This window comes from Thermostichus sp. MS-CIW-37 (assembly GCF_054060065.1).
Window position 1 is genome coordinate 1 of sequence record NZ_JBSSCV010000046.1, and the last position, 13,137, is coordinate 13,137.

Below are 13,137 nucleotides of genomic sequence, written 5' to 3' on the forward strand. Positions count from 1 at the left end.
CATCCACCCTGAGCAGGGCAAGTCCTACCGAAGCGGCAAGTCGTTCAAGTGTGGACATTGTGGCTGGGAAGGGGATGCTGACTATAACGCTGCTCGGGTGATCTCTCTTCTTGGGGCGACTGTAAACTCGCCCGAAATTCCGAAACTTAGCTGCCCTCTGGGGCCGCTAGGGATTGGGATAAAGCCCGCACCCTGCGCATAGCGCGGGTGCCGGGTAGTTTACTTCCCAAACTAGGCGTCTATCTTCGCGCTCCAACTCAACTTCTTTGATCACAGCATTGGGCACGGCAGATCGAGCGATCCGAATGGCTTCCTCAATGGGGATACCCAGAGCAAAAGATTGGGCAAAAGCAGCCCTCCGGCTCCCACCCGTCGACAGCATCGGGCTAGCGGGGGGCAAAATGCCAAGCAAAAGTAAGGCAGCAATCGAAAGTTTTGCAGGCTTTATTTACAGCTGCTTGAGCAACCACCTCCTTACCCTACCACCCTGAGACTCAAGAAGCCTTGCCACAAGGAGCATTGCTGCCTTCGCAAGGAGTTCATCCCCCTTGCGTCATAGGGTGTAGTTGCTCGGCCCCTCTTCGGCTATGGATTGTTTGCTCCTCCAATCCAGCCCTCTCAGAAATGGACTGGCTAAACAACGCTGCTGCGGGGGAGGAATACCTCTACGCCTATCCCGCGTGCTGCTACTACAGGCAGGGAAGTCATGCCGACGTTGGAGCTCCCGGCACTGCACGAATCGGTGATAATATTCCTACCTCTCATTCCTACTGCGGTGAGTGCCGACCATGCCAGATTTTCTGCCCTACGCCTACTTTCAGGGCCAGATTGTCCCTTTTGCCGAGGCGAAGATCTCCATTGCCACCCATGCTCTGCACTACGGGACAGCGGCGTTCGGCGGCCTACGCGGGATCCCAGACCCGCAAAACCCGGATCAAGTTCTGGTGTTCCGTCTGGATCGCCATTGCCGACGACTGAGTCAAAGCGCCCGCCTGCTCTGTTTTGATCTCCCTGCTGAACGGATTGAGCAGGTGATTGTGGAGCTGATCCAGAAAAATCGGCCCTCCACTTCTTTCTACATCCGCCCCTTGGTGTACACCTCCGATTTGGGCATTTCACCGCGGCTGCACAACATCGAGAAAAACTTTTTCGTGTACGGCTTGGAACTGGGGGACTACCTCTCGCCAGAGGGAGTCAGTTGCCGCATCAGCTCTTGGGCCCGGCAAGAGGATCGCAGCCTACCATTGCGGGGCAAGATCACCGGCGCCTACATCACTTCCTCTCTGGCCAAAACCGAGGCGGCGCAGGCTGGCTATGACGAGGCCATTTTGATGAACTCCCAGGGCAAAGTGAGCGAAGCCTCGGGCATGAACATCTTCATCGTGCGCAATGGCGTGCTGATTACCCCCGGCTTTGACCAAGATATCTTGGAAGGGATCACCCGCGACAGCGTCCTCACTCTGGCCCGCGACCTGGGGATCCCTACCCAAGAACGGCCCGTTGACAAATCGGAGCTATTGATTGCTGACGAGGCCTTTTTAACCGGCACTGCTGCCAAGATCACCCCCATTCGCCAGATCGAGCAGTACGTCCTGCCCCCCTCCCGCCCCATCACCGAGCAGTTGCGGCAGAAGCTGACGGCAATTACCGAAAATCGGGATCCGGCCTATGCCCATTGGGTGAAGGTGATCCCTCTGAAAGAAAGCTAGTCCCTAGTCGAGGGGAGAAGCGTCATTATTAAACTGAGCACTCTAGATGGGTAGAGGGGGATCCCTTGCACGAAATTTCCATTACCTGGGCCGACTACCACCGCAAAATCGAGGAGTTGGCCGTCAAAGTCTACGAAAGCGGGTGGGAATTTAACCAAATCGTCTGTATTGCCAAGGGGGGGCTGCGCATCGGCGATACCTTGGCCCGTCTTTTCGACCTGCCCCTGGCTATTCTCTCAGCCTCTTCTTACTCCGGCCCCGGTAACCGCCAGCGGGGGCAACTGACCTTCTCGCGGGATCTAGCCATGACCACCGCCAACCTGGGCAGCCACGTGCTGTTGGTGGACGATTTGGCAGACTCTGGCATGACCCTAAAGCGCTCTGTCCACTGGCTCAAGCACCACTACGGCTTCTACATCGAGGAGATCCGCACCGGCGTACTGTGGTACAAGGCCGCCTCCGTCTATCAACCCGACTACTATGTGGACTATTTGCCGGATAACCCTTGGATCCACCAGCCCTTTGAGCCCTACGAGCAGATGACGCCTCAGCAGCTGATGCAGTTGCTACGCTCTTCCGGTTAACTTTTCTTTATCACCTCAGGGCTCTAACCAGTAGGAAACTCGAAGCGGGGCAGCTTATCCAGGGCAGGCTGGATCCCTGCGGGGATTCGCTCGTGAGTAAGGGGGTAGTAGTAATCAACCCGAGCCAGTAGTCGCTTCCACTGCTCAGAGTTAAGAGTTTTAACCAAAGAAATAGACGGCTCAACACTTAACTCGTGTCCCAAATCCATAAGCTCGATAGTAACGTTAGCTGCTGCGGCTTCCAGAACTGACTCCGCCATCCCGTAGTCTGGCTCTGCAGACACGATCAAAGCGTAATGCTGAGGATTGGAACTAAGCAGAATAGACTTTAGTAAAGGCTCCAAGCTTGCAGTAACTGATTCCCGAAGATTTGGATCCCAATCGGGAAAAAGAGCTAGATTAATCTGGCTTAGATAAATCCCTAAAGTAGTAAAACTCAGTTGCTCTGCGGAAGCAGGCGTCAAGCTTTGCTTCTGGTGTTCCAGCGAGGCATCGCTAAACTTTAAGCTCATTTCAATTTTCTCATCTTCAGTGGTCAATAGTACATGCCTTCCCTCTCTTTTACTATGGCTGGTTAGGTGTATGATAGAAATAGGAGTGTGAGGTAGGTAAGGCTCAACAAGTAGGTTTTGCCTTGGATCCCATTTTGGCAGTCCGTAGTGACAAGTCCAATTGCAATAGGCAGGTAGAAGTTCTGTTTCCTTAAGTAGCCCATCTAGATAGACCGCTACATTTAGAGCGAGTTGATCGGTTATGATAGAAGGTCTTCTAGCTAAAGCTTGAGAAAGCCGAAAGTCCCAAAGATCCCAGTGCTTGGCAGTATAGGACATTGCAAAAACACCAGCATTAAGGAGGGGGTACGTATGTAAGTCCTCGACACTCAGACTGGGAAAGTGGTATCTGTAAGCTTCACTAAGATCAATTAGGTAATCTTTTGGGCCATAGAGTAATCTATTCCCTCGGTCAATCTCCGGAACAATAGCTAGCCCTCGCTTTTTGCTTCGCTGGATGAGCAAGTCAATCCCGAACCAATCCTGAACCCAAGCATCTGCGTCAATCCAAATATAAACTTCATAGTCTGGAAAGTACCTACGTAGCCGGGGCCGAGCTAGTAATCCCCGCAGATAAGAAGGCACACTCTCAACTCCAGCAAAGTTATAGTTCCAATCCGGCTCAACAATGTAATTGACGTGTTTTGAAAGCCAGTCTACTTGCTCAGGGGTACAGCCCAAATCGAAGAAGCCTATCTCAACAGATTTACCCTGCTCCTTACCTCGGATGGAAAGAACAGTTCCCTGCACTAGATCGAAGAACTTGGAGTCGGCTGCGGTGATAATAACTACTGATTTCATACCAAAAGATAGTTAGGGAGATAGGAATTGCCTAGAACCAGACAACTTTTTTTATTTTAATTTAATTTACTTGGTCGCAATTATGTTTAGACTAACAGGTTTACCGAAAACAACCATTTCACTACAGTCATTAAATAAGCCGAACCGATCTACCTTGCGGATAATCCGAAAGCCTGCCTGAGTCAGCAACATGAACAGATATTCCCACGAGAGACCAACTTTGTGATAGTCATACTCATCTGTCTGTCCACCAAACATCATGCGCATAATACTAAATCGCTGCTCGGCGGAAGCTCCTTCCTCTATATAAAGGTGACAAAGAGTAGGTAAGTCAGGAACACTAATCATTAACTGGCCACCGAAATGTAAAACTCGATGCCACTCTTTGAGAACAACAGGCAATTCTCGCACATAGTCGAAGTGCTCCAGAACGTGGGAGGCGTAGATGGCTTCTACGGAGTTGTCTTCAAATTGACTGAGATCCATAGCGTTGCCAACGTAATCCACGTACTCTCTTGGTTGGATGTCTAGGATCTTCCAGTCTGGATGGGGATCTTTTCCCCCTATATGAAGGCGGATACGCTGACTGACCTGGAGTCTAGGTTCACCCCCGTCTAGAGGAGGAACCTGGTCGATAATCTGATGTTTATGAGCCAGATCAAAATAGGTTTTTTCAATAGCCATAGCCAAACGTTTTGGATCCCAGATGATCGACTTACTGTAGGACTCTCGAATAGTCTGTTTGGCCTTGGCCAGTCGCTCTGGATTGTTAGCCAGCTGGATTCCTCGCTCAATAAATTCTTCAACTGACCAGGTAATACAGTCATCAAGACCTATATTCCTAAGTAAGCTATAGCTCATTCGACCATAGTAATGGCGACCTACCAAGGTGAGAACTGGCACGCCCATGTAGAGGGCTTCCATAGTGTGGGTTGCGCCTGTGTAGGGAAAGGTATCGAGAACAAGATCCACCAAAGCTAGTTGGCCCCGGTGCTCTTCCACGCTGCTTGCTTGAGATAGAAAACGGACGCGATCCAAAACATCCAATTCCTTAGCTCTTTCCTGGTAACGCCTGATAACCGTGGCAATTTCCCCCGAGCCTTTGACGATCAAGATCCCCTTGGGAACAGCTTTCAGGATTTGCAGATGGGCATCAATACATTCGGGGGTACGCTTGTAAGCACTGGCCGCAGTTAGGAAAACAATATCTTGCGGGCCTATTCTCAGCTTGTTTTTGAAATTCACCTCATCTGCAGGAGTAATGTCCAGATACTCAACAGCACAGTAGCTAGGCAGGCGGATAATTTTTTCATGGTAATCGGCTTGGGCGTCTTCAGGAAGGATATAGGGATCGGCGAAAAAGTAATCAAATTCTGGCAAACCGACAGCATCTCCGCCAAGCCAACCAATTTGGATAGGAGCGGCCCGCAAAGCTGCTACGATGCTGGCATCGTGACTGGTAAGGGAGTCCATAAAAACCATGATATCGATGCGATCCTCACGCGCTTGAGCAGCTACTTGAGGCGGCTTGGTTTCTCCTGGAAAAAAGCGAAAATGGAGATTTTCGTGAGAGCGAAACTTTTGATACATATTGTCATGACTGGCCATATCTTCATTTTTCCACCCCTGGTAGTAGTAGTAGACAACGTCCAGAAGATCGCGAGATAGGTTCCTGAGAGTAGCCTCACTGAGAAAGCCAACCGAATGTCGCTGAAAGCAGTTACCCAGAAAGCCTACCCTCAGCTTTCGCTTAGTTCTGCCAGATCCGCAGTAGTCTTGCTGATTCTTCTGCCAATATTCCGACCAAAGAAAGTCTCGCTGAGAAGCCATTAAGCTTAGGCAATCGTTAAAGATTCTACCACCAATCTGCTGGTAATGACGAATCAGAGAGCGATCGTCAGTTAGATAACTCCAACAAAAGCAAACTCGAAACAGAATGGCTTTAGCAATCGTTAGACTCTCGAGTAGATTTTCATCGTTAATTCTTAGTGATCCTAAGTCGGCTTCCCTCGATAAAATTAAGTCTATAATTTTCTGGATAACAAGGTTTATCCGTTCTGGCTGGGCAGCATGGATCAACTTTTCCAGCGATTCTGATAGAAGGGATAGACGAAGAGTAAAGTTCTCTTGCACCTGTGAGCTCTCGGCCGCCGTGATGAGAGCTTCTCCTAAAATGGAATAGCCATCACTGGTAGAGTTCTGGAAGAAGGCGCGGGCTGCCCTCTGAAAAAAGTCACCGATTAAGTCCTCTATCGTCCACAAACCTTCATAGCGCTTCGCCTGCTCGGGATCCACCGCATTGGCTAGCTGGGCCAGCAAAGCAGCAAATCCAGATCTTTGTTCCTCCGGAAGAAAGACTTGTAAAGTTGTGGCCACCTCAAAAAACAAGCTCAGGTAGCCATCGTCCCATAGCCGCGCGAGCAATTCAGTAAGGAGTGGCTCCTGAGTAATATCGAGGCTCTTCTCGCCGCCTAGGCTCTCCAGTAGGGCTTGCCCATAAAAGCCAACTGCCAGCTCATCCTGAGCTTGCAGGGCCCGCATCAGCAAAACTTGGGTGTTGTCCCGCCGGCTTGGATCCAGCTCAAAGGCCATCTCCCGCAGCTTCAGACAAACCTGGAGACGCTGCTGTGGATCCTGCGTGGGGCTATTTTCTAGACGGCCTGCGAGGGATAGCAACAAATCCAAGACTTTCTCCTGGGACAGGATCCCTGCCCTCACCAGAGGCGTGTAGAGCTGGTAAGCAAGGCTCAGCTGGCCAGCAGCCAAGGCCTGCTCCAGCGCCGATAGGGTAATTGCCTCTGGCTCAGAGGGGAAGGCTGGCTCATTGGCCAATGAAGATGGGGAGAGATCAAAGAAACCCCACAGGAACTCCTGCCAATCCTTTGCGCCTTGCTCTCGGTAAAAAGCCACCAACCACTCCGCAAAGGTATCGGGAGACTGCTGAAACAGTTGCTTGGCTTCCAGGATCCGGGCTTGCAGCGTAGGGTTCATAGGTTGAAGGAAGAGTGCTAGTCTTAGTCTGCCATGCTGAGGCCGGCTCAGCTAAACCACTGACCTGTGTCAGGCTCATCTGGCAAAAATCCGCAATTGCGCCAGGGAGCAGGCTGTTATGAATCGCCCTTGAGCGGGGTAAGTTAGCACTAGCAGGTGAGCTGCACAGTTAACTCTCTAGTTTGCTAAAGGATCTGGTACTCATGAGCGCAAAGTCTCGTCAGTCTCTGTTGCGGGCCAAACTGGCTCAGCAAATTCTCTCCAAAGCCAAGGGCTTCACCCTGATTGAGCTGTTGGTGGTGATTGTAATTGTGGGTGTGCTGTCTGCAGTGGCAATCCCGCAGTTCTTAAACCAAGTGCGCCGCTCCCGCACTGCTGAAGCTCAAGCAGCTCTCACGGCAGTGGGTCGTGGTTCTGAAGTCTATCGCCTAGATGTTGGCGTGTACCCGAACACCTACACCAGAATTCAGTTCGGATGTCCTACCACTAGTGGGGCTGATTCCTGCGGCGCTAGGGGCGATAAGTTTATGAATGACCCGTGGAGCGCTCCCAACTACCAGACACCAGTGGCCACCGTTACTTCTTCTACTGCGCCTCAGGGGATGCGCTGGGACACCACTGCTGTCACGGGTGCAAGCCGCTACGTTAACGCTTCTGGTCAACCTATTCAGTGCACCATTGGGCTGGGATCACAGGAGACAGCTGTGGCTACTGCGGCTACCTTTGTTGGTAAGAGCTGCAACGTCTTTGACTAGTTTCTATCTCTACTTTATGTACTCCGTGGCTCCCTGTGGGGAGCTTTTTTATTTCAGTTGCTCCAGTCTCCCTCAAGAGTAGGCAAGGGCTCTAGGCTAAACCAGTGAACTAGAGCGAGGACAGTAACTGTGATGGGTAGGAGATGCGAGTAAGAATACCCTTTTCGATGAGGTTCTGGTTGGTTTCAGGACTGCTGTAAAGTATGAACTCTTGATAAAGAGCTGCCATGCAAGTTCTATCTCCTGAGCAATAAGCGTCCCGTGAGGCCAAGTGAAAGGGAACCCGAATAGGATTAGACTTTGAGCGCCACCAGTAGTCGGGAAAGTTTCCCAGTTGAGCATACTTTTTATAGTAGTTTTGAAAGCCGCAGTTTAAGTAGTGTAAAATAGAGGGGAATGATGTTACCAAGGTATGACATTCTGGAATATCAAAGCTATGTACGCTATTGGGTAAGAGAGTGGGATGGATCCGAGCTGCTGACTTTCCATTTTGATAAGCTAAAAAGTATTGACTCTTGCCGGAAACTCTCTGAAACTCAGTACAGAGTCCTGGCTCTAAGGCAGCAGGGTTTTTCTTAAATAGAGTGACATCGCGAAAATAGTCCTCGACTTCAAATACTTCAGGAGCTGCTTCGTGGTTTAGGAACGTAACCTGGAATATATCGTCGCTTACTTGATCAAACCAATCCAAAGCCATCATCTGGCCAGGATAAAAAAGCTCATCTCCATCAATATGAAGAATCCAGTCCATGCCCTGATCCAGGGCAAGTTGTATAGCCGTTTCTACGTTAAGGATCTGACGAGCCATGACCTCATAGCCAACATGAGGGCCATATTTTGGGTAGAGAACATTCCCCAATGCTTGTTGGACTTGCAAAGCTTCATCGTTGGGAATAGCCGTTACATCGGAAAACTGAAGTGCCACCTGAATAGCGGGATCCTCTGGATCGTCAAAGAAGATATAAATATGGGCAATTCCAAGGGCAAGGTGATAGCGAATGAACGACTCCAAGCACACGCCTGGATCCCGAACAGTGGTAATTATGCAAACTCTGGCCATGGTGGAGCTGCAAGCCTTTAGGTGAATTGCTTGGCTCCTAGCCAAGTATTGATAGTGAAGCGGCTATCGGCAAAGGCTTGGCTAGGGCTAAATACCGGCAGGATTTCATGTAGGCAACTGCTGGAGAAGAAGACGATGCTGTTATTTGTAGGGGTTACCTCATCGTATGCCCCGTGCAGGATTGGTGGATGAGGTTTTTGCCTTTGGGTATCGTAGATGCGCAGCTCACCTCCTCGATAAGGCTTTGGCTCTTTGTGGAAGTAATATACGCAGCTCACCTGGCGGAAGGCAGTTTGTGGGTAGGAGTTATCGGTGTGGGCGGTAAAGAAGCAGCCATCATGGCTGGCAATCATCTCCATCTCAAAGATTTGAATGTCAAAGTTCTCAATGCCTAGCTCAGCAAAAATCTGGGGAGCAACAGCCGCAATTTTTTCTCGCAGCAGGGATCCATGCTCCTGAAAGTAAGCGAAGTCCAGCCTCAGGGAGCGGCGAAATTTTAGTGACTCTGCCTCGGTGTTGCTCTTGCTGTAGCTCTTGGAAGGGATAAACTTGTCTTGGTGGGTAATGGCATGTTGGAGAATGGCTTGGTTGAGCTCTTGAGGCAGGAAGTTATCCAGCTTGATGTATTTACAGGGGTAAAACCGGTTGGGTTCTGAGGGATCCGGCTGGGTAAAAGTCAGGAATACCGGGTTAGCTGCCAGCAGTGATCCAGGGCCAATTGCTTGGATGTGAGCGAGATCCTGCTCGGTTAACCCTTTGTGCTGGGGATCCCAAGTGAGGAGATGGATCCCTTGGCCTAGATTGGGCAAAACCTTCTGCAGATGAAAACTGGGATCTATCCCCATCAAATCTAGGTTGGCTTGGGCTATGGCTCCGTAGCGGCAATGGTTGACCAAGTATAGGGCTGAGTCGGCCAAGTAATCCCGCAGTAGCAAAGACTGAAGCAGACAGGTACGGTAGTCCGTGAGTTCAGTCCAGAAACAAACGCCAATCTGGGTCTCTGGGAAACATTGACCGAGATCTGCCAAAAGGGCAGGAATGGGGCCTTCTAGGAGTAGAACCCGTTCTTCTAATCCCAACTGAGAAATTTGGGTTTGGATATCTTCTGTGCTGATTGACTTTTCGGATGAGCTCTGTAGGGGATTCCGTAGAATCACTGCTAACTTTTCAGGATAGCGAAGCATTGCCTGCAAAACAGCTGCGGACTCTTCCCAGCCAATCTGGCAGAAGATTTGCTGGCTAGGAAGGCAGGCTAAAGCCCAATCTAAGAGCTGGGTGAGACTCTGAGCTTGCTCCAGTTCTAGGAGAAGATCCTGAGCAAGGTCTTGGCAATCCATGGGGAGGGATCCCTGACGTCTGCTCTAGCTTAATGTACCCGGATCCACCCCCAGTTCTCACAACTTTTAGGCCAGGCGCTCAGCCCTTTGCTGCTCCAGTTCAGCCTTGGCAGGCATCAGTTCCCCAGCGGCAGTGGCCCACAGAATCCAGGTGGCCTCCTACCCTCCCACTTCGCTGGGTACAGCCTCAAAACCTCGCTCGGCATGGGTGGTGGAGATGAGCAAGTCCATCTGGCACGTGTGCCGCCAGCTTTCCATGGGTATGCCATTGTCGTAGGAGAGCTCGTCTTGGGTAGGGGCCATCCAGGCAGGTAAACTGGATTCGGCTCTTGCAGACAGGGATCCATGGGGTTGCTTATAACCTATGCTCGGCTTATCGTTTTCCAGGGCAACAGAGATCCCTTGTTGTTGTGTCCAATCCTAGTAGCCTGTAGGAGCTAGAAGAACCTGCCGCTCAACTTGGGGAGTCGAGAAATGCAAGACATCAAGGCCAATGCTCCGCGAATTCTCCTCAATTGGCCAACTCCGCCAGACTATATCCCGCCCCCGCAGCTTTCAGATCGGCAGGTCAGTCTTTGCCCCAAGAGGAAAGCCAAGGGCTTTGGACTAAACTTTGTCAATCTCTCTAAGGAATTGGTGGAGTGCCCAGAGGGAGACTATGACCTCTATGACTTTGTGCAGCAGTCTGAGCAAATTACAAATAAGGAGTTTGACCTAGTTGTTGTTTGGACTTCGAGCTTCGACTACAGCAATCCTCTTAATACCAAAAAGTTTGGCTGTCCAACTGTTTTACTGGCTGGAGACACCCACCACTGGGAGTTTCCCATCAACCATCTCTTGGCCTACTGGGCTACTGAAGGCTTTGATTACGTCGCTACTGCCTATAACTTCCAGCATTTGCACTGGTTTGCCGCAGCAGGCGCTGAGAATCTTGCCTGGTTGCCTCTTATCTCCATGCGCACTGTTACCCACGATTGGGTGGAAGATAGAGAAAATCAAGTGGTCTTTATCGGCCAACAGGGATCCCGCCATCCCAGGCGTTGCCGGCTGGTTCAAGCCATAAAGAATGCAGATTTGCCCATCCTCATCAAAACAGCCAACCGCCAAGAGGCAGCCAAATGGTTTGCCCATTCTCTGATTTCCTTTAACTGCAGCCAAAATGGGGATCTGAACTTAAGGAACTTGGAAGTGATTTCCGCGGGGGGCTTTCTGCTTACTGACCAGCTCTCCTTCGCCTCAGGATTGGACGAACTTTTGGCGCCCGGCACCTACTGCGACACCTACAACTCCGAAGCCCAACTCCTGGAGAAAATCCGCTACTACCTAGACCATCCCCAGGAGGCCATTCAAATTGCCCGCCGCGCTTATCACACTTTCGACCAACACTGGCATCCCCGCCACCGCATTCAGAACCTGCTGGACTGGGTGTTTGGGGGAGAGCTGCCGGAGCCCTTTCGTTACTCGCCCCGCTCTGATGTGCGCTACTTTGTCAGCACGGCCAGCTCTGCCTGGATAGACACACGACTAGGAATCTACGAGCCCATTCAAGAGCTGCATCGCGTGCAGGAGCGACTGAGGGTATTTGTTGGCCGAGGCTGTCCTGGGGTGATAGCCGCAGACTTGCTGGACCTGCCGCGGCTGGAGCTGTACGTGGAAGAGGGGTTTGGGGATCCGTGTGCCCTGCTGCAGCAGAAGGGAGTGCCGGAGCGAGTTCATGAGGTGAGGGGGGAGCCGAGCAGTTGGCCTAGCTTTGATGCGGTGGTGTGCACGGTGGGAGACTTGCAGCGGCTGGGGCGGCCTTTGAGAACCAGCTTTGCTTTCATCCTGGGAGAAGACACCCAGCTCCTCTTTGCCAATGCGGGAAACATAACAGAAAATTTTCTCATTTACTTAGTCCAAGGCCGCAGCTCCGTTCCGTCAGCTCGGCTGGGGGGGTACGAAGGCGTCGAGTACGAAGGAACGGTGGCCAGACTTAGTCGAGTCTATCAGCCTGCTGTTTCTGTTCTTTCTGATGTCAGGGTTGTCGTGGATGTGAGAGCGGGGGTGGGCGTGGCCAGCGCTTGTTTCAGAACTCTTCACCCTGAGGCGGCTATTCACTGTTTCGAGGTGGATCCCCTAGCTCTACACCTGCTGCGGCAGAATATTCTCAGCTTGGGCAACTGCTTTGTGCATTCGGTGGGGCTGGCGGGGCAGGATAGCTGCAGAACCCGTCGCCTCTGGCCGGAAGATCCTCAGGCCGAGTGGGGAGTGGAGCAGCTGCTCCCTTTCCGGGAAGCCAGGGCAGCCCTCAAGGAGTTGGGTTTGGAGCCCATCGATGTGCTCAGGGTGGCTACAGGTGGAGATGAGGTGGAGGTGTTGACCAGCTTGCAAGAGCAGCTCAAAGACATCAAGGTGATTTACGTGGAGTTTACTTCTGAGCAAGACCGCAAGCAGATTGACCAGATGTTGGATCCCTCTCATCTCCTCTGGCAGGGGGAGATTTCTCAAGGTAACTACGGGTGCTTATGTTATCTGAATAGATGCATATTCTACGAAAGCAGTGGTAATCTTTAGAAGGCAATCTTTAGGAAGCTCTGAGACTGATGAATCCTCGAGTTCTACTAGTTTGGATGACTCCACCCGATTATGTCCCACCTCTCACTCTTTCAGAGCGTCAAGTAACTCTATGTCCGAAAGGAAAGGTTAGAAGACAGATATTCGATTTTTTTAGTGTTCCAAAAAGCTTAGTTGAGTGTCCTGACAAAGACTTTGACCTCTATGAATTTGTCCAGTATTCAGATCAAGTCGAAGACAAAGAATTTGACTTGGTGATTGTCTGGACATCGAGTGTTGATCTGACTAGTCCTTTCAACACGAAAAAATTTGGCTGCCCAACTGTCTTGCTAGCCGGAGATACGCATCATCATGTGCTCCCTATCACCCACCTTCTAACTTACTGGGCCACTGAAGCCTTTGATTATATTGCCACCGCCTATGACCGACAGCACCTCCACTGGTTCGCAGCAGCAGGAGTTCAAAGGCTAGCTTGGCTGCCTTTCATTTCCGCTTGTCTCACCAGCTCCAGTTGGATAGAAAAGAAAGAAATTAGAGTTGCGTTTGTGGGTAACCTTAACTTTAACTCTTATCATTACAGACGTCTTAAGTTGATCATGTCCTTGAAAAAACTGGGTCTACCTCTACTTATAAAGACTCGAGTCGACAATCCTCAGCTAATATTTGGTGGCTCGTTAATCTCTTTCAACTGCAGCCAAAATGGGGATCTGAACTTAAGGAACTTGGAAGTGATTTCTGCAGGGGGCTTTCTGCTTACTGACCAGCTCTCCTTCGCCTCAGGATTGGACGAACTTTT

At 50.8% G+C, this 13,137-nt stretch carries 11 protein-coding genes and 1 pseudogene; 6 read left to right on the forward strand and 6 right to left on the reverse strand.

What is annotated here, in order from left to right; genetic code table 11:
- Positions 1 to 202, forward strand: a 202-nt coding sequence (locus ACVWYZ_RS13735) for a zinc ribbon domain-containing protein (RefSeq protein ID WP_457467371.1), incomplete at its 5' end; no start/stop codon positions are given.
- On the opposite strand, the gene ACVWYZ_RS13740 is transcribed toward ACVWYZ_RS13735, so the two are convergent.
- Positions 167 to 382, reverse strand: a complete 216-nt coding sequence (locus tag ACVWYZ_RS13740) for a PepSY domain-containing protein (RefSeq protein ID WP_457467372.1) — start codon at positions 380 to 382, stop codon at positions 167 to 169. The genes ACVWYZ_RS13735 and ACVWYZ_RS13740 overlap by 36 nt on opposite strands.
- 406 nt (positions 383 to 788) lie before the next feature.
- On the opposite strand from ACVWYZ_RS13740, the gene ACVWYZ_RS13745 reads away from it, so the two are divergent.
- Together ACVWYZ_RS13745 and ACVWYZ_RS13750 are read left to right on the forward strand one after the other, a co-directional pair.
- Positions 789 to 1,709 carry a branched-chain amino acid transaminase gene (locus tag ACVWYZ_RS13745; RefSeq protein WP_457467373.1) on the forward strand — a complete coding sequence of 307 codons (921 nt, stop codon included), beginning with the start codon at positions 789 to 791 and terminating at the stop codon, positions 1,707 to 1,709.
- A gap of 65 nt (positions 1,710 to 1,774) precedes the next feature.
- Positions 1,775 to 2,293: a phosphoribosyltransferase gene (locus ACVWYZ_RS13750; RefSeq protein WP_414329088.1), complete on the forward strand. Its 519-nt coding sequence runs from the start codon at positions 1,775 to 1,777 to the stop codon at positions 2,291 to 2,293.
- Positions 2,294 to 2,316: 23 nt separating this feature from the next.
- Here ACVWYZ_RS13750 and ACVWYZ_RS13755 read toward each other — a convergent pair whose 3' ends face one another.
- Positions 2,317 to 3,645, reverse strand: coding sequence for a hypothetical protein (locus ACVWYZ_RS13755; protein ID WP_414329087.1), 1,329 nt, complete (start codon positions 3,643 to 3,645; stop codon positions 2,317 to 2,319).
- Positions 3,646 to 3,711: 66 nt separating this feature from the next.
- Positions 3,712 to 6,636, reverse strand: a complete 2,925-nt coding sequence (locus tag ACVWYZ_RS13760) for an O-linked N-acetylglucosamine transferase family protein (protein WP_414522527.1) — start codon at positions 6,634 to 6,636, stop codon at positions 3,712 to 3,714.
- 203 nt (positions 6,637 to 6,839) lie between these two features.
- On the opposite strand from ACVWYZ_RS13760, the gene ACVWYZ_RS13765 reads away from it, so the two are divergent.
- Positions 6,840 to 7,391, forward strand: coding sequence for a type IV pilin protein (locus ACVWYZ_RS13765; RefSeq protein ID WP_457467374.1), 552 nt, complete (start codon positions 6,840 to 6,842; stop codon positions 7,389 to 7,391).
- 109 nt (positions 7,392 to 7,500) lie between these two features.
- Here ACVWYZ_RS13765 and ACVWYZ_RS13770 read toward each other — a convergent pair whose 3' ends face one another.
- From ACVWYZ_RS13770 to ACVWYZ_RS13780, 3 genes are all read right to left on the reverse strand, one after another.
- Entirely contained in the window at positions 7,501 to 8,451 is a 951-nt protein-coding gene (locus ACVWYZ_RS13770; protein ID WP_414408289.1) for a glycosyltransferase family 2 protein, read from the reverse strand.
- 17 nt (positions 8,452 to 8,468) lie between these two features.
- A complete protein-coding gene (locus ACVWYZ_RS13775; RefSeq protein WP_011432127.1) occupies positions 8,469 to 9,368 on the reverse strand; it encodes a 2OG-Fe(II) oxygenase in 900 nt (299 codons plus the stop codon).
- Between the two features lie 579 nt (positions 9,369 to 9,947).
- Positions 9,948 to 10,091 carry a hypothetical protein gene (locus tag ACVWYZ_RS13780; RefSeq protein ID WP_011432125.1) on the reverse strand — a complete coding sequence of 48 codons (144 nt, stop codon included), beginning with the start codon at positions 10,089 to 10,091 and terminating at the stop codon, positions 9,948 to 9,950.
- 171 nt (positions 10,092 to 10,262) lie between these two features.
- Here ACVWYZ_RS13780 and ACVWYZ_RS13785 point away from each other — a divergent pair, with 171 nt between their 5' ends.
- Together ACVWYZ_RS13785 and ACVWYZ_RS13790 are read left to right on the forward strand one after the other, a co-directional pair.
- A complete protein-coding gene (locus ACVWYZ_RS13785) occupies positions 10,263 to 12,341 on the forward strand; it encodes a glycosyltransferase family protein (RefSeq protein ID WP_457467375.1) in 2,079 nt (692 codons plus the stop codon).
- A 56-nt stretch (positions 12,342 to 12,397) separates the two neighbouring features.
- Positions 12,398 to 13,137, forward strand: a pseudogene (locus ACVWYZ_RS13790) (glycosyltransferase family protein); the annotation flags it as partial.